The sequence below is a fragment of the uncultured Parabacteroides sp. genome, from assembly GCF_905196875.1.
Lineage (GTDB): Bacteria > Bacteroidota > Bacteroidia > Bacteroidales > Tannerellaceae > Parabacteroides.
In genome coordinates, this window is record NZ_CAJJWO010000083.1 from 1 (window position 1) to 21,922 (window position 21,922).

The following is a 21,922-nucleotide window of genomic DNA, read 5'->3' on the forward strand; positions in this document are numbered from 1 at the left end:
TTAGTTCACATTCTAAATTGGCACATTGGCATATTGCCACATTGACTCATTATTTTCTAGTTTTGAACTTCCTTAAACCTCTCTCAGGAAATACTTCGCCAGGAACTCCCAGTTCTCATGAATGATCGCTTTGCCGCATTCCGGGCTATGCAGGCTTTTGGTCTGTGCGTCGGCCAGCATACCGCGTTCTTCGAGGGCTTTCAGCAGATCGAGGCTGCAATGTTTGACGATGAAGAAGCCGAGACCTTGTTCGGAAGCTTTCTTTTCGTCGTAGAAGGGATTCGCTTCGTCTTTGATGAATTCGATACCGTCTACTAAAAGCTGCAATCCCTCTTTGGGCGAAGCATATACGGCAAACTTATCGAACTCGATGCAATCGGCCAGCGGGGTGTATTCACTCTCTTCCAGCTTCAACTGTCCGGAAGCGAAGTCGATGAACTCCTGCTTGCTTTTCATATAGAACAACAGCTTATCATCGGATATCTCCTTGAATTTCTTATAAATAGCCAGATTACCTTCCTGTCGTTCCTGAATGGCCGGGTCGACAAAGCTTTCGGCACTCTCGGCACTTTCAACGAAGAAAGCATGGTTCGGGTGTGTTTCCGGCAGGATCAGCGACAACCATTTCGGTGACGTGTAGGCCAGGAAGGCAGTCCGGTCGATATATGACATCGAGTTATGGATGGCCATAAGCGCTTCAGTATTATTCCTGTTCTCCGGGCTCTGGCTCCAGTATTCCTTAAGTGTTTCACTCAAATTGAACTTTGCGTCGACGGACAGGTAACTGTCGTAATGGAACCAGTGCAATAGCGGAACGTATTGTTCCGGTGTTTCGTAGGATGTTTCCGGAGCGAAGAGCATTTGCATCTTCGTATTTTCGGGAGCGGTAGTCCATTCCTGGCAAAACAGTTGGTAAATGAGGCGTGCCGTCTCTTCGGTGGTAGGGTTATCCGGGTTGACGAAGGTGCCTTTTTTTACACCGTGGTATTGTTGGAGATAATGCCAGAGGAGGAAACGGACGTCCTCGAAGTTGGCTTCATCGTCGTAATAATGGTCGCTGACAGTATAGAAAGGGACATAGTTGCCTGTAAGTTCCTTATATTGTGTGATAAACGCCCGCCAGATATTCAGGCCGGAGATAACATCTTCGAAGTAAGCAGCCATACGCATACTAACCTGTATCGCATCTTCCTTTTCGAAGGAGTTTACCAGGTCGGTATGCTCCAGTATTTCGTGTATCTGGTTGGCGATACGTGTATAATAAAGGTCGGTAGGACCGGATTGTTTATAGGGATGCAATTGCAGCCAGTCTTTCGGATAGATTTTAGTGTTCTTCATATAATAACATTTATGTCTTGTTTTAATAAAGGCACAAATGTAGTAAAAATTCGATAGCGATATGCGTCTGTGTGTTTCTACTGAAAGATATTTTAAGAAGGGATTTGTCTGTCTTTCATGTGTTGTCAACGAATTGTAATAACCGTTATCGTATTGTCACATATTTTAAATTTAGCTGAAATATTCCACCTCTACTTTTGCGGTAAATAAATGTAACAACAAGTAAAGGAATGAGAAATAAGCGTGAAAAGAGAGGACTATTGATGCTGGTCCTCCTGCTGTTTGGAAGTTTTCTTGCGCTGACGGCCCAGGCACAAACAGGTGTTATCTGCGGGACTGTAACGGATGCTAAATTTAAAGAACCATTGATCGGGGCGACCGTATCCATTGAAGGAACGACTATCGGAGCTATTACAGATATAGACGGGAATTTCCGTATTGAAAAGGTACAGCCGGGGAAATATACCTTGCAGGCTTCTTATGTGTCTTATAAAACGGAAACAATCAAGGATGTGGCCGTAGTGGCCCGTCAAGAAGCCGTTTTGCGGATCGAACTGTCGGATGCCGATCTTCAGTTGCAGAACGTGGTGGTAGTTGCCCAGCGGAAACTGGGAACGGAGACGGCGGTATTGAACACAGTCCGTAAAAGCCTCCCCGTTGTAAGCGGGATATCTGCCCAGCAGATCAGTAAGACGCAGGATAGCGATGCCGCCGAGGTACTTCGCCGCATTCCCGGTATCACGATCGTCGACGACCGCTTCATCGTAGTTCGTGGTCTGGCGCAGCGTTATAATAATGTATGGCTGAACAATGCCACCACGCCGTCGAGCGAGACGGATAGCCGTGCTTTTTCCTTCGATGTATTGCCTTCTTCGCTGATCGATAATATGATGGTCTATAAAAGTCCGTCGGCTGAATTGCCTGCCGATTTCTCAGGTGGTTTCGTACGATTGATGACGAAGAATGTACCGGAGGGGAATACTTTCAATATCTCTTATCAACTGGGCTTTAATACGAATGCTACTTTTCGTGACTTCCGGTTGACGGATGGGCATGCGATCGACTATCTGGGCTTCGGTGCCGGTAAACGTGCGCTGCCTTCCGGTATGCCTGCCCACCTGAACGATGTAAGCACTTCGGATGCCGCTGCCTTTACCCGCCGGGTGAATACGGGTTGGGATATCAACCATTTCACCGCACTGCCGGAGCAGAAGCTGACCTTTACCATGAACCGCCTGTTCAATATCGGCGATTGGAAGATCGGCAATATCACTAACGTGAATTATAGCACGGGATACGATTATTACGAACTGAAGAATAACAACTATCTGTCGTATGATATGACGAACGACCAGTCGTCTTACCGTTATAAATACGACGATGTGCAATATAAGAATACGAACAAGCTGGGAGCTTTGTTCAATTGGTCTTTCCTGAAAGGGAACACGAAATATGAGTTCCGTAACTTCTTTAATCAGCGCGGTTCATCTTCTCTGACGCAACGCCAGGGGACGGACTATTATTCGGAAGAGAATATCCGTAAATGGGAATCGCTCTACACCGGACGTACTACCTATGCCGGGCAGCTGGCCGGTGAGCATCGCTGGAATGACGACATCGATAAAGTGGACTGGACAGCCGGTTATGCTTATGCAGCCTACAATGAACCCGACCGCAAAGTGGTGAAGTCGATGGAACGCAAACAGGACGGCGAACTGAAGTATTACGTATCCGACCCTACCCGCTATTATCAGGATTTGAAGGATAACAGCTTTTCCCTGGCAACCAACTACGAGCATATCTTTACCGTGTCCGATTTGTTCAAACCGACCTTGAATGCCGGTGTATACGGTGAATACAAGAAACGTAATTTCGATGCCCGCCGTTTTGTCTACAACCTGCTGGGTAACGGATACAACCGCTTTGCCGAATGGGATTACAGTTCGATATTCTCGGACGAGAATATCTCTGCCGACCGTATTTATATGAAAGAGAGTACGAACAAAAGCGACTCTTATACCTCCGATAATCTGTTGGGAGCGGCTTATGTGTCTGCGAAGCTGAACTACGGGGAGAAGTTGAATGCAAATGTCGGTGTCCGCATGGAGTACTACCAGTTGAGGCTGGACGGTTACGAGTCGGATGGAATTAAACCGGTGCACCTCGATCAGAGTTCGACAGAATTTTTCCCTTCCCTGAATGTGGCTTACAGCCTGACGGACAAGCAGCAGGTGAGGGTAGCGTATGGCCGCTCGGTGAACCGTCCCGAGTTTCGCGAGGTAGTTCCCTATGTGTATTACGACTTTGCTCTCGATGCTAATATCACCGGAAATGTTGATTTGAAGAATGCGTATACCAATAGTGTGGATCTGCGTTACGAGTTTTATCCTTCCCCGGGCGAGACGGTGACGATAGGTGGTTTCTATAAATACTTTGTCGATCCGATCGAGCAGACCTACCGTGAGGCGGGTTCGGGTTTGCAGTACACCTATCACAATGCCGATCATGCCAAAGCGTTCGGTGTGGAAGTAGATATTAAGAAACACCTGGACTTTATCGGGCTGAAAGACCTGAGCTTCGTATTCAACGGTGCTTATATCCATAGTAAGGTCTATTTCCCTGAAGGTTCTTTCGAACGCGACCGAGCCATGCAGGGACAATCGCCTTACCTGATCAACACAGGGCTTTTTTATCAGAATGACGCGAAAGGGTTGTCGGCTTCGGTTCTTTACAACCGGATCGGCAAGCGTATCGAAACAGTGGGTGTACCGGCACAAAATCCGAACGACGATATCCCCGATATCTACGAAATGCCCCGTAACTCACTGGACCTGAGTTTCTCGAAGAAGCTGGGTAACTATGTGGAACTGAAAGCCGGTGTCAAAGACTTGCTGAACTCGAAGATCGAGTATAAACAATTCCTGGAGCTGACAGATGCAGCCGGAGCGAAACGCGAAGTGGAACAGTTGGTCCGCAGTTACCGCCCGGGAGTGACGGTCAACGTGGGAGTATCCGTTAAGTTTTAATTGAAATCACTTATACAAACTAAATTAGTTTTATTATGAACAAGTTTTTATTGAAAGGTGTGGCCGCCATGTTGTGTATGGCCACGATGTTTGGAAACGTAGCTTGTAGCGACGATAACGACGATCCGGCAAAAGTGAGTGTAACTGCGGTTGCCCTTGACAAAACAATCTTGTCGTTAAAACCGACAGCAACAGCCAAGCTGGCTGCAACGATCACGCCTTCCGAGGCTACAACAAAGACTGTGACATGGACTTCTTCCGATGATAAGGTGGCTACTGTGAGCGATGGTACTGTTACCGCTGTCGCTGTCGGTACAGCAACGATTACTGTTAAGACTGATGATGGTGGCCTCACTGCAACCTGTGCTGTGACGGTGGCCGAAGATGCTCCTGAAAGTAATGACGTGGTGCTCGAAAACGAGATCAAATCGGATATGACATTAAGAGCTGTCGACAATAACCTGCTGAGAGGTTTTGTATACGTAACCAAAGGGGTGACATTGACGATCGAACCGGGTACCGTTATCAAAGGGGAAAAGGCGACTAAAGGTTCTCTGATCGTTGAGCCGGGTGGTAAGATCATTGCTGAAGGTACAGCTGAGAAACCGATCGTCTTTACTTCCGACCAGGCGGCCGGCTCGCGTGCTTATGGTGACTGGGGTGGTTTGATCCTGTGTGGTAACGCTCCTGTGAATGCCAATGAACCGCAGATCGAAGGTGGCCCGCGTACCATTTACGGAGGTAATGATCCTGAAGATAATTCTGGTATCGTGAAGTATGTACGTATCGAGTTTGCCGGCTATCCGCTGGAACCTAACAAGGAGATCAACGGTCTGACTTGCGGCGGTGTGGGTCGTGGTACGACACTTGAATATATTCAGGTCGCTTTCTGTGGTGACGACTCTTTCGAATGGTTCGGTGGTACGGTGAATGCAAAGCACCTGATTGCTTACAAAGGTTGGGATGATGAGTTCGATACGGATTACGGTTATAGCGGTAAGTTGCAGTTCCTGTTGGGCGTACGTGACCCGAAGGTGGCCGATACTTCCAAGTCAAACGGTTTTGAGTCGGATAACGATGCGAATGGTTCAGGTAATGAGCCGTTGACCAACCCGATCTTCTCGAATGTAACGTTGATCGGCCCGTTCTATGGCGAGTCGGCCGGAAAGGCGGAAAGTGAAATTCTTTATACAACGGAAGATGCTGCCAATGGTGCAAAGGGTGGCCAGTTCCAGGCTGCAATGCATATCCGTCGTAACTCTGCCCTGAATGTATATAACTCTGTATTCACCGGCTGGCCTTATGGTTTGTATCTTCAGGGTGCGAATGCAGGTGCTACGGTTAAGAACGTGATCTTTGCCGGTATGTGGGAAAACTTCAAGGATGATGCAAGCAAGAGTTATTTCGAAACAACAAGCCTGAACAATCAGGTGTATGCTTCCAGCAACGATCTGATCGCAACGAATGCCGATTACTCTTCTGTTGTAGTGGATAAGATCGGTGGTGCTGACTTCTCCGACACTGCCCTGACCGATACTTACTTTGACAAGGTGACTTACAAAGGTGCTTTCGACGGTACAAACGACTGGACAAAAGGTTGGGCCAACTGGGATCCGCAAAATACAGCTTATTAACCTTCATTCGACATGATAAGGAAACTACTTGTAGTCTCTACCCTGATAGCCGGAGGTTCTCTGGCTATTCAGGCACAGGATCTCGTCCTTAGCGAGGGACAATATTATACGGATGCCACGCAGACGACGCCCTACACCGGACGTTACACCGAATTTTACGACGACGGTATGTTAAAGATGGAGCTTTACCTGCAAGACGGCCGCCCCGAAGGTACCTATGTGATCTATTATCCGGACGGGAAGATAGCGGAAGTCCGCTCGTATTACCACGGTGTCTTCCACGGAGAATGGCGTACCTACAATGAAGCCGGACAGCTAGTCGGCTTGGCCAGTTACAGAGACGGCCAGAAAGACGGCCCCTGGCGTATCTGGAATGAGAAAGGCGTACTCCGCTTCGAAATGTTCTATACCCGCGGCAAGAAAAGCGGTGTCTGGCGAACATGGGATGATGAAGGGGAATTGCTGACAGAGGAGGAACAAAACTAGAAAATAATGAGCTAATGTGGCAATATGCCAATGTGCCAATTTAGCTCATTATTGACAATAACCGAATCTATTCTTCCCCTTCTCCCGGCCCGAAATCGAACTCGAAATCGAATCCGTCCCCTTCTCCCGGATCGGTAAACTGTTCCAGTTCGCGGCGGTCTTTCTTCGTGGGGCGGCCCATACCGCGGGCACGATCCACAAAGCCGGAGATACGATTCATTTCAAGTATCTCATATTGGTCCGGAGTCGTAACGTTCTCCATATAATCGGGAACCAGCTTGGCACCCATGCGGCGTTCTGTCAATGCCAGCACTTTGAAAGAGAAGGTGATAGGCGGTTTACGAACCTGTATCACATCGCCTACCTTTATCATACGCGATGCTTTTACATTTACACCTCCAATCATTACCCGGTTCTTTTTGCAGGCTTCGACTGCAATGGTCCGGGATTTAAAGATGCGGACAGCCCACATCCATTTATCTATTCGTACTTCGTTCATAACTTTTTCAGTTGACAATTCACTTGTCAACTATTTATTATTGTATTGGTTCATAGTGTTCTGTACACCAGCCAGGCAAAAGCTTTTAATGATCTCAGCCGCACGTTTCATTTTTTCGGGCATAATCTCCAACTCTTCGGGTGGGAATTTTCCCAGTACATAGTCGATCTGTCCTCCGCGGGAGAAGTCGCTTCCTATACCGAAACGCAGACGGCAGTATTCCTGTGTGCCGAGGAGCTGCTGTATATTCTTTAATCCGTTGTGACCGGCATCGCTTCCTTTGGGCTTCAAACGTAAGGTACCGAAGGGGAGGGCCAGGTCATCTACTACTACCAACAGGTTTTCAACAGGAATGTTCTCTTTTTGTAACCAGTAGCGGACTGCATTACCACTCAGATTCATGAACGTATTCGGTTTGAGTAGTATCAGTTCGCAGTTTTTTACACGCATCCGGGCAATCGCTCCATAGCGTTCTTCCGTAAAGGGGACGCCGGCTTCTTCGGCCAGGGCATTTACGACACGGAAACCGATATTGTGACGTGTCCCCCAATATTCAGGGCCGATATTACCGAGTCCGGTTATCAGATATTTCATAATTCTTACATTTATAATAATAAAGGGAAGAACATTCAGCTGAATATCCTTCCCTTTTATTTCGTTATTAAAGCCGGACCTTCCAGGGAACGACCGGAGACTTTAATTGACTAATTAGTTCGCTTTAGCCTGAGCACCACGAGCGGCACGAGTCAACTGAACGGCGCAAACAACAGCGTTCTTTGCATTCATCAGTTCCAGACCTTCGAAGTGTAAAGCACCTACCTGCATAGATTTACCTAAGCCCAGGTGATCAACGTTGATAGTCAGTTTTTCAGGGATCTGAGTGTAAACAGCTTTTACTTTCAGCTTTCTCATACGCAATGTCAGCTTACCACCGGCTTTAACACCTTCAGCGTGACCTTCCAGAACAACAGGTACTTCCATTGCTACTGGTTTGCTTGTAGAAACTTCCATGAAGTCCATGTGCATGATTGCGTCAGTTACAGGCTGGAACTGGATGTCTTTAACAACAGCCATAGTCTTCGTTCCGTCGATGTTCAGTTCTACAACGAAAATTTCCGGAGAATAAACCAACTTACGTACACTATCAGTTGTGATTGTGAAGTGAGTTACTTTTTCGCCACCGTATAATACAGCAGGGATTTCCTGATTTTTACGCAAAGCTTTCAAAGCTCTTTTCTGATCGGCAGAAGTAGTAGCTACTTCTCTTCCTTTTCCTTCTAATTGGAATGTCTTCATTTTCTTAATTTTTTGTGTTACTCAAAATTAGTTTTTATGCTTCCTAATTTCCCATCACACGTACGGGGGTTAAAAGCGGTGCAAAGGTATGTTTTTTATCAATATGTTCCAACTGTCCCGTGTATATTTTTTTAATCCAGTAAATTATGGGAGCGGAGCAATGCTTCTGTATCGTCCCATAGTTTACTTTGTGCCGGATGACTTAGGATACGTTCCGACAGTTTTTTCTCTTTGCAGTTGGCATAGCAGCCGCCGCTTTTACCACTCACATCTTCCGACAAGGCAAGGTGTATGGCTGTTGCCGCTCCTTGCAGCGGGGTTTTGATGAAAGGGCGGAACAGAATATCTGTCAACGGGTCGAACCAGGCATTCATCGTGATCATATTCGTACTAACGATACCGGGATCGGAAGCATTGACGGTGATTCTCTTTTCTTTTACCCTTTTTGCCAGTTCGCGTGTAAAGAGTAATAAGGCCAGTTTAGTATTTCCGTACACCGATATCCGGTTGAAACGTCCATTTTTCCCTTTGGTGAAAAAGTCGGATTCTATTTTACCGATGGTGTAGGTGCAGGATACCGTATTGACGATCCGGGTTCCTTCATGCATCAGGGGAAGCAACAATCGGGTAAGTAGGTAGGGACCGACATAATTCACGCTGACGATCGTTTCCAATCCGTCTATCGTTGGGCGAATGTTAGTGGTCAAGACTCCGGCATTATTCATTAACCGGCTGACCGGGCGGCCTTCCGCCAATATTTTTTGAACGAAAGCATAAACGGATGATAAAGAGGAGAGGTCTATCACACGAACCTCTATTTGTTCATTTCCGCTTTCTTTTTTTATACGTTCGCAGACCGGGCGTGCTTTCTCTGGTTCCTTGCACGCCATGATGATCTGAAAACCGTCTTTAGCCAGTGCCAGGGTGATCTCTTGTCCCATGCCACCGTCGGCACCGGTTATAATGGCTATTCCTTTTTCCATTATTATTTATACTCCAGTTTTTCTATTTCCTTGACAATACTTTTGGGTAGATTCTGCATATGTTTATGGCAAGCCATTTCCAGCGAATACATGCGGGCGATGCAGTAGTTACTGTGCCCGCAATCGCAACGGGCCTGCTCGTCTTCTTTCATACGGTTGACGAATGCCGGATCGTTCAGGAGTGCGCGAGCCATACTGACAAACTCGAAACCATCTCCCAGCACTTCGTCTATCTTTTCCCGTGAGATAAGACCACCGACATATACAAGAGGCATTTTCAGGGCTGCCCGGAACTTGAGAGCATCTTCCAGGAAATAGGCCTCTTTGAACGGTTCGGTCGGTATCATCAGGTGACCGGCCATTCTTACACCGAGGGGTAACCAACCGGCCGGCATATAATGTGTCATTGTGCGGATAGGCATCGCTCCCCGCATGACGTACATCGGGGCACGGCTTACAAATCCGCCGCTGAGTATCAGGGCATGTACGCCGCATTCGTTTTGTAGGGTACGGGCTACTTCCAGCGTCTCGTCGATTTCCATTCCGCCTTTGAAGCCATCGCGCATATTCGTTTTAACCAAGACTGCCATATCGGAACCGGCCGCTTTCATAACTTCCTCCATACACATTTTCATAAAGCGCATCCGGTTTTCCAGACTTCCGCCGTATTCGTCTTTCCGGTGATTGGTGTAAGGCGAAAGGAACTGGCTGATCAGGTAGCCGTGTCCGGCATGTACTTCTACTGCATCCATTCCGGCTTCGCGTGCCAGATGAACGGCCTGCCCGAATGCTTTGGCCATCGCGGCTATCTCCGATTGTTTCATACCCCTGACAAAAGTAGGTGAGTAGAGATTGAAGCCGCTCGATGCTGAAATAGGGGTACATCCGCAAATATTCTTATGAGACATGTTTCCGCAATGTCCGATCTGTATGGATGCGGCAGCCCCTTCTTTATGGATTGCATCGGTTATCTTTTTTAGTCCCGGGATGATATCGGGACGTAGCCACAACTGGCGCTCGAAAGAAAGTCCGCTCTGTGTAACGGCTGCATAAGCGAGTGTCGTCATACCAATTCCTCCGGCAGCAACGGAGGTATGATAGTTATAAAGCATTTCCGACGGAGCGTTTCCCGGGCACATACTTTCAAAGGCAGCCGCACGTATCGTACGGTTTCTGAGTGTTAACGGGCCAATTGTGGCGGGGGTGAATAGTAGAGATTCTTTGTTCATTGTATAATCAGTATATAAATGGAATGATCCGTTTTCTGTTTCCGACTTCCTTTCCGAACATGGTTTTGTATTTGTGCCAGATGGTATTGGCACGAGGTACGAGGTTTGCGAATGTCCACCAGGCGAACAAAGCACCGCTGGCACTCCAGGTCAGAATTGCAAAACCACACCACTCTACCAACTCTCCGAAATAATTGGCAGAGGTGACGTAGTTGAACAGACCTCCTTTCGGAAGATAGTGGTTGGTGTCGCCCGGTTTACGCAGGTGACGAACGATATAGTCGGAACGCCAGTTGATATACATACCGGTAAAGAAAAGGATTGTTCCGATAATAAATTGAGGAGTGCATAACCAATCGATTGAATACCTACTTTCGGGAGAGAGGTAAAATATCCACATGCCCTGTATATATCCGTTCAGCAGGTTGAATACGATACCCATGGTCATGATCCCGGCCGGCATCTTACTTTTTCCTTTGATCAATAGAGGGAAGATGAATGCCCGCTGTAAATAATGCAGTTCAAAGAAGAGGAAGAAGAGTAGGGGAGCTGTTTCAAATTGTCGTCCGGACTGACTCCATAATAGAAGCATGACCAGGAAAACCGGAGCTTCCATACATATCCAGGCAATCTTGTTGGGGATGGGCTTTCCCCATTTCTTATCGAACAACATGCCGTATCCGGCTTCTACAAAATAGAGGGTGATGAAAACAATGGCGGCAATCACTGTCATTGCTATCAGTAATATATTGAAATATTCGTTTGTCATTCCTGTGTAGCTTTAGTCACTAGTTTGTATCCTTTTCCATGTACGTTTTCTATCCTGATGGTCGGGTCGGCTTTCAGTAAGTGACGTAGTTTGGTGATATATACATCCATACTGCGCGCATTGAAATAACTGTCGTTTTTCCATATCCTTTGTAGCGCGGAACTTCTGTCGACCAGTTTGTTTGGGTTCTGACACAACACTTTGAGAAGGTCAGACTCTTTGGTGGTCAGTTTCTTCTCTTCTTCTCCTATGGATAACGTTTGTGTATGCGTGTTGAAGGAGAAAAGGCCGAATTTGTAGATAACGATCGGTTTTTGCTGATCGGAAACAGAGCGTTTCATTATTGCATGGATGCGGGCCTGCAATACTTCCAGGCTAATAGGTTTTCGCATCAGATCGTCTGCTCCCATCTGGTAGGCTTCTACAATATCTTCTTTGGTCGGTGAATTGAATAAGAAGATCAGTCGTGTTTCATTCCGTACGGCTTTGAATGCAGCGGCCAAGGTGATTTCTTCCTTATCAGCGGATACATCCATGATACAAAGGTCTGAGCCAACGGTACAAAAGAAATCGTAGGCCTCTTCTGCCTGGGGAAATGTTTCAGTGGCATATTTATCTGTCTTCAGGCATTCTTTGAATAATGCTCCCAGGTTTTCGTCTTTAGTAAAAATAAGGATCTTAAGGTGTCTGTCCATTGTAAAAAAGATTCTATGCTTCTTCGTGAGAAGCTTTATAAAGGTTATATCTTTCGAATACAGCCTGTTTTAATTCTTCGAAAGTACAATCCAACGCGCGGTTGGAAATACAAATAGGTGATCCGTAGTATTGAAGCCTTAGCTCCATGGAACGTTTTTTACTACGTGCGGGTTCACGGTCAATATATTCGTTTGGATTTTTGACCTTTAACACAATGTATTTGCGTTTCAGGTTGCTAATATCGTCCATAACTTTGATATTTTCAACATCTTTCCATAAAATAGTACCAAATCTGTTTCCGGTGGATATATCATTGACACCTTCTTCGGAAATATAAATGGCAATAAATTTTTCCCGGGTGAGGTAATAATAGCTTATGCAACAAAATACTGTGGTTAGTAATGAGAAAAAAGCGATCAGGAGCAGAAGGAAACGTCCTTCGCCGAGTTTCAGATCGTGAGAGAGTGTAAGGGAACCTATGCCGATCAGGGCAGAACTGAGGGTTGTAAGAAACAACCCTCTCTGCTTTTTCCTGCTCAATTTAAATGTTGTTACAGAAGGTGTATCCATATGTATTTAAATTGTTTTTTCAACATTCCATACAAATGCACGCAGACCTTGTGCTTCTGTTTGCATATCCATCTTATGCAACAGGTCGAGGAAATAGTCTACTTTTTCATCTTCTACCATAGTCAGTATGGCAGAATTCAGTGTAGGCCACGCGTGACTACCGTAATGAGGTTCGCCATTTTTGCTGCCACGGCCTTGTACTTCATTCCAATAGGTGAAGCCACGGATGTTGTTACGATCCATGATGCTTAAGATCATTTCGTAATAAGCTTGATTGAATGATATGAATATAGCTTTCATTGTTCTTTATATTTTATGTTATAACCGGGAACTCGAAGTTCCCGGTTTCTAAGTTTTATAATTGTTCCAGTTGGTTCAACTTGGCGATCTTACGACGACGACGTTTCACTCCGTTACCGGCAAATACACAATATACTACCGGTACGATAACCAGTGTGATCAATGTGGATACCGCAAGACCCCAGGCAACTGTCATACCCATCGAACGCCACATTTCAGCACCTTCACCGGTTCCGATAGCCATCGGAATCATACCCAGTACGGTTGTTAATGTAGTCATCAATACGGGACGGAGACGAGACTTGCCGGCTGTTACGGCAGCGGTAAGAATACTCATACCACGTTCGCGGCACAGGATGGTGTAGTCGATCAATACAATACCGTTCTTAACTACGATACCCATCAACATGATTACACCGATCAATGCCATTACCCCCAATGGCGTTTGCGTGATCGACAATCCCAGAATAACCCCTGTAAAGGCAAACGGAATGGAGAACATGATTACGAACGGGTCGGTCAACGACTCGAACTGGGCGGCCATAACGATGAACACGAGAATGATAATCAGTACCATCAATATCCCCAGATCCTGGAAGGTATCTTGCTGGTCCTCGAATGTACCACCTAATTGCCAGCTAACATCACTCGGGATATCCATCTTTTTCAGTTCACCCCGTACGGCTGTTACCAGGTCACTTAAGGCTGCCCCCTGACCTACAACGGCAGAAACGGTGATGATACGTTCACGGTTCTTACGTTCGATAGTAGGCGGTGTCATACGTTCTACCACTTTACCGACATCGCGGATACGAACTCCCTGTCCGGCATTATTGTATAGCATGATATTCTCGATATCTTCGATAGACTGACGGAATTCCGGGGCATAGCGTACTTTAATATCATACTCGTCACCATCTTCACGATATTTGGAAGCGGTAGAACCGTTGATACGGTTACGCAAGTACAGCGAAGCCGTTGCTACATTCAGTCCGTTCATTGCCAGTTTTTCGCGGTCGAAATCTACCTGGTATTCCGGAATATAATCTTTACGACTGATGTTTACCTGTGAACAACCTTTCAGTGACTCCAAGCGTCTTGCCAGGTCTGCTGCTACAGCATCGGTCTTGGTAAAGTCGAAACCGTAGATTTCGATATCCACAGCATTTTCACCACCCATAGAACCCGACTGACCTCCGGCTAATACCTTATACTCTTTGATCTCCGAATATTCTGCCAGGTCTTCACGCATCATATCACAAATCTCGATAAGACCTCTTTCACGGTCGCCGACACTACTCAGGTTGATGTTCATCTCGATAATATGTGAACCGTTATCGCTGAGCTGTGCGAATGTGTTGTCTGTGTCGGCCTGCCCTTCGGTGAAGTTCAATACCAGGATTTCCGGATATTTCTCGCGGAACTGTTTGTCAACGCGTAAAGCCAGGTCGCGTGTTATTTCCTGACGGGTACCGATCGGTAATTCTATCGTGATGCCGATACGGGCATTATCCTGTGTCGGGAAAAACTCGGTTTTCACGGTCGGTATCAACATCATACTTCCAACGAATATCAGGACGGCACCTGTGATAACCGTCTTACGGTGGCGGACAGCCCAGGACAGGAAACGTCCGTAAGCTACATCCAGTGCATTCAGGGCCTTCTCGATCGGAGTGAAAAACAATACATATAAACGACCTTTCTTCGGATCGAGGCGTAACAGCTGAGAACAAAGCATCGGAGTCAGCGTCAAAGCACCTACGGTAGATACGATCATAATGATACTAACGATCCATCCTAGCTGTTTGAAAAGGATACCAGCCATACCTGTAACCATGGTCAACGGCAGGAATACAGCCAACATGGTCAGCGTAGAAGCGATAACGGAAATAGCCACCTCATTGGTTGCATGTACTGCCGCCTGTTTCGGTTTACTTCCCCGTTCAATATGCGTCGTGACGTTTTCCAATACAACGATGGCATCATCCACCACCATACCGATTGCTATGGATAGTGAGCTTAGGGATATAATGTTCAATGTGTTTCCTGATGCCAGCAAGTAAGCGAAGGCGGCGATCAATGAGATCGGGATAGTCAGGATAATAATGAATGTCGCTCTCCAGCGTCCCAGGAAGATAAAAACAACCAACATAACGACTATGAAGGTGATCATGATCGTTTCCTGCAAACTGTCAATCGTATTCAAAATGTTTGTCGAGGTATCGACAATTACCCCCAGTTGCACATCCGACGGTAAGCTGGCCTGTATTTCCGGTAGCTTTTCGTGTACCTTCCGGGCAATATTTACCGAGTTGGCACCAGACTGTTTCTGGATAACGATCATACCCCCCTTGCCTCCATTATTGAAGGTTTCCTGAGCACGTTCTTCCACGTAGTCTTCCACGCGAGCGATGTCGCGCAGGTACACATTTCTACCGTTATTGCTGCCGACTACCAGGTCGAGCATCTGTTTGGCATCGGTAAACTCACCCTGTACACGCAGAGTGTAAGTGTTTGAGCCGATATCGATGCTACCACCCGGGGTATTACGGTTTTCCTGGGCGATGATCGAAGAAATACCTTCGATAGTCAGACCGTAAGCCTCCAGTTTGTAAGGGTCGCAATATATCTGTACCTCACGGATAGGTGCTCCTGAGATAGATACCGCACCCACACCGCTGATACGTGCCAATGGGTTCGATACTTTATCGTCGAGGATCTTATATAAGGCGTTGGTACTTTCCTCTGCTGTTACCGAAAGCAACAGGATAGGAATATCGTCGGTACCAAACTTAAAGATGATCGGATTTTCTACATCATCCGGCAGCGACGACTCTACGATGTCCAGTTTATCCCGGACGTCGTTGGTCGCGACATCGATATCGGTTCCGTATTCAAATTCCAGAGTAACGATAGAGATGTTTTCGCGAGATTGTGATGTGATGTGCTTCAGGTCACTCACACTGTTCAACACGTTTTCCAATGGCTTGGATACGTTCATTTCAATATCTGTGGCACTGGCTCCGGGATAGGCCGTCATGACCATGATCATGTTGGTCTCGATCTCCGGCAGCAAGTCTACTGATAATCGGGTTAGGGAAAAAAGCCCCATAATTACCACTGCCACAAACACGAGGGCGGTGGTTACCGGCTTTTTGACCGCTGTTGCATATAAACTCATATAGTGTTATTTCTTACTTGTCAATTTCTACTTCCATTCCATTAGTCAAACGGTTCTGACCGGTTGTTACCACCTGGTCTCCGTTCTCAACGCCTGATATAATTTCGTATTTGTTACCCATACGACGTCCCAGTTCTACCTTCTGGTAAGATACTTTTCCATTCTTATATACATAAATGTAGCGATCGCCTGATCCGGACTGCTTAACGATAGCCTGGTCGGGAGTGACAACGTGATTTCTTGTACCGAAGTTCATTGTTGCACGGGCAAACATTCCCGGACGTACGCGTTCGTCGGTATTTGCAATCTTGATCTCGACAGGGAAGGTACGACTTGTGGCATCGATGGTCGGGTAAACCAGACTCACTTTCCCTTTGAATACTTCGTCGCCGTAAACATCCAGCTTGATATCTACTTCATTCCCTTTCTTTACCTGGGTGAAATAGCTTTCGGAAACATTCACGAGCAGTTTAACCGGACGAATCTGTTCGACGATAAAGATCGGATCTCCACCGCTATACATATCGCCGTTGTCATAATTACGGGCAGTTACAATACCACTGATCGGGCTTAGTAACTGAGTGTTCTCCTGCAGGTTCTTGTAACTTTCACGACTTATATCCAACTGGGTTTTCTGAGCATCCCAGGCTGATTTCGAAGCACCGCCCACTTTATATAGTTCGTCGATACGCTTGAACTCTACTTCCTGATTGTCCAACTGGACTTTGGCTTGTTTCAGGTTGTTGGCATCCATTTTGACCAATAACTGGCCTTCTTTCACATGGTCACCTACTTCTGCGAACAGTTTCTCAATACGGACCGGCGACTGAGGTGCTATATTATTCTTTATATTTGCCTCCACAGTGGCTGTAAATTCTGCTATCTGGTCTACATCCTGAGCTGATACCTGTTCTATTTTCACTTTCACCTTTTCATCAACGGCCTGGGTTGTTGCGTCTTTCTTCTCACCCGAGCAGGACATCAGCAAGGCTAACGTAACGAGTGGTACAACTTTCAGCATTTCACGTGTTTTCATATTGTAAACTGTTTTTATTTTTATTCTCATTGCTAGTTAATTAGTAATTTTGTTGACCCAGTACTTTCTCCAGATCTGATTTAGCTACCATATAATCGTATATGGATTGATTGAAATTCAACTTCGATTGCGTGAGTGCCAACTCAGCATCATTCATTTCCAACAGTGTTCCGGCACCGGTGTCGTATCGCTTCTGGGCGATAAGATATCCGCGGTTTGCCTGTTCCACTCCTTTTTGTGCTGCATCGAACTTCTTGATACAAGTGTTCATATTATCCATATATTGTTTGATAGACAGTTGCAGGTTACGTTTTGTATCCTCGCGCTGCAAATCCATCTGTTGCATGGATACCTGTGTCTGTTTGATCTTATGATATTTGCTTCCTCCCGAAAAGATAGGAACAGTCAGTGTAACACCGATCATTGAATAAGGGTTCCATTGGTAGTTTTTGAACTTGAAATCATTATTCATGGACGTCCATTGGTAAAGACCGGTTAAAGACAGTGTTGGCAGATAATCGAACTTCTGCATCATCAATGTCTTTTTCAACTGTTCGGCTTGTAAATCGATCTGTTTCAAATCCGTGTTCTCAGAAAGTGTCGTGTCGGTCGATAAGAAGTCTGCGAATAACTCGGTTTCATAGTCAACCAGTGTACCTTCGCAATCGATCTCTGTCTCCAGGTCCATTCCCAATAATGCTTTCAGTTGCCATTTGGCAAGTGTTAATGAGTTTAATGCCTGTAACATATTAGGCTCGCTGTTCTTTACAGTAACATCGGCACGTATCAGGTCGTATTCGGCAACGGTTCCCTGTTCATATTTCTTCTTGATGTCCAGGTAGTTCTCCATTGCGTTGTCGTAACTGTCTTTGAATACACGGTATGAATCATTGGCCAGTAATACTCCGTAAAAACTTTTCTTTACCTGGTTCACCATAGAAATTTTGGATGAACGTGCTTGTTCCACCGATAGTTCGACATCCAGGGCCGATATGCTCAGGCTCTTCCATAAAGATGCATTTACCAGCGGCATCGAAGCGTTAAATCCAAGACTCCAGTTGTTATCACGTCCTACTTCAATCCCTTTACTCATATCCGGAACTTCTGTTCCTTCGGGAATTTCCGAACTTCCCATATCGAAGCCATCCATATACATAACCTGTTTTTTCAGTGTCCGATTGTAGTCCGCAGCAAAGCTAATATCTGGGAACAGAGCGGCATACGAACCCTTTTGCGCATACTTTTTCTTTTCGATTTCTTTGTCTGCGACTTTTACGGTTGGGTTCTCACTCAGCGCAATCTCCAGTGCTTTGCTCAGGTTCAGCTTCAGTACATCCTGTGCTTTGGCTGAAGTAAAGGCTAGAGACGGTAGTAACATCAAAACTACCCACATCATCTTTTTCCTAACTAATACTCGTTTCATTTAAACTAGATTTGATTTTGAATATAATACCTATTATAATTCTCTCACAATAAATTCTGTGATTGCTTCAATGCGTATCTGTCTAATATTGCAAGACCTTTTTCTGTACATATCCCACGTAAGAAAGTAAATAAGACGGTCTTGTAGACTTCCGATACGGAATGGTTCAGGAATGCACCTGTGGGACGTATCATTTTGATCTGTTCTTTTGCCAGCAGAGTTACAATTTCAAAATTTATACCTTTCTGAAAGACTCCTTCTTTTACACCTCTGGTAAAAAGCTTCATGCACTTCTTTGAAAATTCTGCTTTATTCTTTTCATTTAATTCAAGAGCTTTCGGGTATCGTTTCAGATCATCATAAAATTTCCGGTTATACCACCGGGGACGCTTCATGCATTCTTCATAAAATAAGATGATCTCTTCTACAACAGAATACGGACCTTCTTCCAGTTCGGTCAATACCTGCTTCATCTTTTTGTGATTGTATTCGATGCCTTTCACCAGAAGAGTTTCTTTATCTTCGAAGAACTCATAAATTGTGCGCTTTGATATACCCATGTTACGGGCGATATCATCCATGCTCACACTCTTTATTCCGTGTTGCGAGAACAAGTCAAGCGCAGTCATCATTATCTGTTCTTTATTCATATATGTTTTTTGTATTCTCGATGATTATGTACGTTGGCAAACGTCCACTTAATTTAGAAAACCGAAAAGGTTTATTCCGTTACATGATTGGTTTGAAACGAAATCTTGTAGGCTTTAAAGAATCTTTATCGGTCGAAATTATGTTTTAATTGGTAAAAAATGAAACAAAAAGGGTTGTGGGTATAAATAAAAGGCTATCTTTGCACTTACTACGATTGAGTAAATAAAGAAAATTATGGAAAATCTTCCTTTAATAGATTTAGCTGAATTGAATAAAGGTATCGTTATTCGTGACAGCTTTCAGGATATTTTTTCAATAGCGGATATCGATGGAACCCGTGATATAGATAATTCTGATGTAAATGAATATACTACTCCGATGCGCTTGGATGCGCTTCTGATGGTTTTGGCGTTAGAAGGCTCGTCAGAAATTTATCTGGATTATGTACCTTATGTGTTAAAAGCAAACAGTTTCGTAATTATTATGCCTACGCATACAATGCAGTTGAACAAAGTCAGTAAGGATTTTAAAGGGAAACTGTTGGTTGTTTCAAAATATTTTCTGGATGAGTGCAATCCAGCCAAGCGTAGTCCTTCCATGGCAAACTATATGCAATTGAAGAAGAATCCATGCACTACATTTGAACCGGAGGAAACGGAATTAATAAATGACCAGATAGAATTATTGAGGAAGAAAATAAAGAACCGTTCTCATTTCTTCCAGAAAGAGGTGATGCAAAATGCCTTTGTCGGCTTCCTGCTGGAGATAGCCAATATCCTGATGGGTAAAAAAGACGGAATGTTGGTGCCAGCCCTTTCACGTAAAGAGGAACTTTTTGAACAATTCCTGCAGTTGTTGTTTGAACATTGCAAAGAACAGCATGTGGTGACATTTTATGCAGAGAAACTGTTTATCACTCCTCAGTATCTGTCCCTTATCTTAAAAGAACTGACCGGGAAATCTGCGAATAAGTGGATCGACGATGCTTTGATCGTGGAAGCGAAGATCCTGTTGAAGGCTCCGCAGGCAACCGTACAGCAAGTCGCAGATATTCTGCATTTTTCCGATCAGTCGACATTCGGGAAATTCTTTAAGAAGCATATGGGGATTTCCCCGATGGAATACCGTAAGTCGTAACCTTCGGTTTATCTTTGGCGGAACTTGTACCAGTTCAATAATTCTATGACTCCATAGAAAATACTGGCGACCCCAAAGATGACAAATGTATTTGCCGCTGCTCCAAACGGATAAGCAATGATCATGATGCCGGTCAGTAAGATAAGTGCCGGCATCACATAAAAGCCGAGCGGCACGATACTCCACTTACGTGCCGAAACCAGCATTGTGATTTGCTGGATTCCGGCTATAACCAGTAAAGCTCCCAGTATATACATTAATATATTCACAAAAAACGCCGGCATAACCACCAACCATGCACCGAATAGAATACTTCCGGCACCGTCGATAGGGAACATCGGTGAAGGTTCTCCCTCTACTTTCTCCCGTGTAAAGTAACTGAGTAAAGAAAATATCCCAGGTAGTATAAAACAGATACCTATTGCAATAACCAGATAGGTAACTGCGGCTTCCGGCCATAAAACCAGTACGAATCCTAATATCATAGCAAAAGCACTGCGCAGAATCGAATTGTTTACTTTTTTCATCTGAATATATTTTTAGTAGTTCTTTTAATATATAACAACGAAGGTACGGTATTTTCTTTGTTAAATATAACGATTGATATGGTTCGTAATAAAATAATGTAGTTCATGGAAAGGATGTGTATGGGAAAATCGGATTTACCATAGCGAGTCCGGAGCAGCTAAAGTTATAATTAAAATGATTTAATCTTAACAACTGTCCTGATTAATTTGTTTTATTAGAAAGGGTAGGAATCACGATCGGAAACATTTGTGATCAACCGTTGTTATTAATGAGGTTAAACATTCTATTATAAAAACGAATATGAGCTTGAAAGAATCGTACTGGAAGTATTCCCTGATTACAATTATTCTGGTCATGGGGATAATACTTTTTATTGAATTTATGCCATTCCTGGGAGGTATACTCGGAGCATTCACCATCTATATATTGCTGAGAAAGCAGATGCTGCATCTTACGGAAAAGAAACATTTGAACCGCAGCCTGGTTGCTATACTTCTGCTACTCGAAACCATTTTATGTTTTCTGATCCCTCTCTCTCTGGCCGTATGGTTGTTTATCAATAAATTACAGACGATCAATCTCGACCCGAACGTACTGGTCAGCAGCTTTGAGCATATAGCTGATATTGTCCGTCAGAAAGTAGGGTATAATATATTGGATAAAGGTAATATCGCATCGATCGTCTCCGTACTACCTAAGATCGGACAGGTGTTGATGGGAGGCATCAGCGGTTTTGCTATCAACGTAGCCGTACTGGTGTTGATACTTTATTTTATGTTGATCGGTGGCAGCCAGATGGAAGCTTATATTTACGACATTCTGCCTTTCAACGAAAGAAACAAGAAAGAAGTCCTGAAAGAGATCAATATGATCGTAACATCCAATGCAATAGGTATTCCTTTGCTGGCTATTATTCAGGGACTGATCGCCATGCTGGGCTATTGGATATTTAATGCACCGAGTGCTTTCCTTTTCGGGTTTCTGACCTGCTTTGCGACTATTATTCCAGTTGTCGGAACCGCTATTGTCTGGCTTCCTCTTGTCGTGTATATGGCATTGACCGGAGATTGGGTAAATGGGTTAGGACTGGCCGCCTATGCATTGATCGTGATTACGAACGTAGATAACCTGATCCGTTTT

Annotated in this window: 20 protein-coding genes; 5 read left to right on the forward strand and 15 right to left on the reverse strand. The window is 45.0% G+C overall.

Going from position 1 to position 21,922, the window contains the following annotated elements:
* Positions 1 to 72 precede the first annotated feature (72 nt).
* Complete coding sequence (locus QZ076_RS19095; RefSeq protein WP_293716226.1) at positions 73 to 1,338, reverse strand: DUF3843 family protein; 1,266 nt, start codon at positions 1,336 to 1,338, stop codon at positions 73 to 75.
* A 230-nt stretch (positions 1,339 to 1,568) separates the two neighbouring features.
* On the opposite strand from QZ076_RS19095, the gene QZ076_RS19100 reads away from it, so the two are divergent.
* The 3 genes from QZ076_RS19100 to QZ076_RS19110 are packed head-to-tail and all read left to right on the forward strand — an operon-like array spanning position 1,569 to position 6,484.
* On the forward strand, positions 1,569 to 4,364 hold the full coding sequence (locus tag QZ076_RS19100; protein WP_293716229.1) for a TonB-dependent receptor: 2,796 nt from the start codon (positions 1,569 to 1,571) through the stop codon (positions 4,362 to 4,364).
* 35 nt (positions 4,365 to 4,399) lie between these two features.
* Entirely contained in the window at positions 4,400 to 5,998 is a 1,599-nt protein-coding gene (locus QZ076_RS19105) for an Ig-like domain-containing protein (protein WP_293716232.1), read from the forward strand.
* A 12-nt stretch (positions 5,999 to 6,010) separates the two neighbouring features.
* On the forward strand, positions 6,011 to 6,484 hold the full coding sequence (locus QZ076_RS19110; RefSeq protein WP_293716235.1) for a toxin-antitoxin system YwqK family antitoxin: 474 nt from the start codon (positions 6,011 to 6,013) through the stop codon (positions 6,482 to 6,484).
* Positions 6,485 to 6,551: 67 nt separating this feature from the next.
* Here the strand turns inward: QZ076_RS19110 and QZ076_RS19115 are convergent, their stop codons facing one another.
* The 13 genes from QZ076_RS19115 to QZ076_RS19175 all read right to left on the reverse strand — a co-directional run bounded on the left by QZ076_RS19115 (position 6,552) and on the right by QZ076_RS19175 (position 19,116).
* Complete coding sequence (locus QZ076_RS19115; protein ID WP_293716238.1) at positions 6,552 to 6,983, reverse strand: RNA-binding S4 domain-containing protein; 432 nt, start codon at positions 6,981 to 6,983, stop codon at positions 6,552 to 6,554.
* Between the two features lie 30 nt (positions 6,984 to 7,013).
* Complete coding sequence (gene pth, locus QZ076_RS19120; RefSeq protein ID WP_293716241.1) at positions 7,014 to 7,577, reverse strand: aminoacyl-tRNA hydrolase; 564 nt, start codon at positions 7,575 to 7,577, stop codon at positions 7,014 to 7,016.
* Between the two features lie 114 nt (positions 7,578 to 7,691).
* Positions 7,692 to 8,279, reverse strand: a complete 588-nt coding sequence (locus QZ076_RS19125; RefSeq protein ID WP_293716244.1) for a 50S ribosomal protein L25/general stress protein Ctc — start codon at positions 8,277 to 8,279, stop codon at positions 7,692 to 7,694.
* 131 nt (positions 8,280 to 8,410) lie between these two features.
* Positions 8,411 to 9,262: an SDR family oxidoreductase gene (locus QZ076_RS19130; RefSeq protein ID WP_293716247.1), complete on the reverse strand. Its 852-nt coding sequence runs from the start codon at positions 9,260 to 9,262 to the stop codon at positions 8,411 to 8,413.
* Between the two features lie 2 nt (positions 9,263 to 9,264).
* Positions 9,265 to 10,491: an NADH:flavin oxidoreductase gene (locus tag QZ076_RS19135; RefSeq protein ID WP_293716250.1), complete on the reverse strand. Its 1,227-nt coding sequence runs from the start codon at positions 10,489 to 10,491 to the stop codon at positions 9,265 to 9,267.
* A 7-nt stretch (positions 10,492 to 10,498) separates the two neighbouring features.
* A complete protein-coding gene (locus QZ076_RS19140; RefSeq protein WP_293716253.1) occupies positions 10,499 to 11,260 on the reverse strand; it encodes a DUF1295 domain-containing protein in 762 nt (253 codons plus the stop codon).
* A complete protein-coding gene (locus tag QZ076_RS19145; protein WP_293716256.1) occupies positions 11,257 to 11,955 on the reverse strand; it encodes a response regulator transcription factor in 699 nt (232 codons plus the stop codon). The genes QZ076_RS19140 and QZ076_RS19145 overlap by 4 nt, the downstream gene beginning before the upstream one ends.
* A gap of 13 nt (positions 11,956 to 11,968) precedes the next feature.
* Entirely contained in the window at positions 11,969 to 12,526 is a 558-nt protein-coding gene (locus QZ076_RS19150; protein ID WP_293716259.1) for an STM3941 family protein, read from the reverse strand.
* A gap of 6 nt (positions 12,527 to 12,532) precedes the next feature.
* Complete coding sequence (locus tag QZ076_RS19155; RefSeq protein ID WP_293716263.1) at positions 12,533 to 12,826, reverse strand: PG0541 family transporter-associated protein; 294 nt, start codon at positions 12,824 to 12,826, stop codon at positions 12,533 to 12,535.
* 55 nt (positions 12,827 to 12,881) lie between these two features.
* Complete coding sequence (locus QZ076_RS19160; RefSeq protein ID WP_293716268.1) at positions 12,882 to 16,007, reverse strand: efflux RND transporter permease subunit; 3,126 nt, start codon at positions 16,005 to 16,007, stop codon at positions 12,882 to 12,884.
* A 13-nt stretch (positions 16,008 to 16,020) separates the two neighbouring features.
* The gene (locus QZ076_RS19165) at positions 16,021 to 17,043 is read right to left on the reverse strand and encodes an efflux RND transporter periplasmic adaptor subunit (RefSeq protein ID WP_293716271.1); all 1,023 of its coding nucleotides are present in this window, start codon (positions 17,041 to 17,043) and stop codon (positions 16,021 to 16,023) included.
* A 40-nt stretch (positions 17,044 to 17,083) separates the two neighbouring features.
* Positions 17,084 to 18,466, reverse strand: coding sequence for a TolC family protein (locus QZ076_RS19170; RefSeq protein ID WP_293716274.1), 1,383 nt, complete (start codon positions 18,464 to 18,466; stop codon positions 17,084 to 17,086).
* Between the two features lie 44 nt (positions 18,467 to 18,510).
* Complete coding sequence (locus QZ076_RS19175) at positions 18,511 to 19,116, reverse strand: TetR/AcrR family transcriptional regulator (RefSeq protein WP_293716277.1); 606 nt, start codon at positions 19,114 to 19,116, stop codon at positions 18,511 to 18,513.
* A 235-nt stretch (positions 19,117 to 19,351) separates the two neighbouring features.
* Between QZ076_RS19175 and QZ076_RS19180 the strand changes: the two genes are divergently transcribed.
* A complete protein-coding gene (locus tag QZ076_RS19180; protein ID WP_293716280.1) occupies positions 19,352 to 20,254 on the forward strand; it encodes an AraC family transcriptional regulator in 903 nt (300 codons plus the stop codon).
* Positions 20,255 to 20,262: 8 nt separating this feature from the next.
* Here QZ076_RS19180 and QZ076_RS19185 read toward each other — a convergent pair whose 3' ends face one another.
* Positions 20,263 to 20,781, reverse strand: coding sequence for a DUF308 domain-containing protein (locus QZ076_RS19185; protein WP_293716283.1), 519 nt, complete (start codon positions 20,779 to 20,781; stop codon positions 20,263 to 20,265).
* A gap of 301 nt (positions 20,782 to 21,082) precedes the next feature.
* On the opposite strand from QZ076_RS19185, the gene QZ076_RS19190 reads away from it, so the two are divergent.
* Positions 21,083 to 21,922: AI-2E family transporter (locus tag QZ076_RS19190; protein ID WP_293716287.1), on the forward strand; the 840-nt coding region annotated here is incomplete at its 3' end.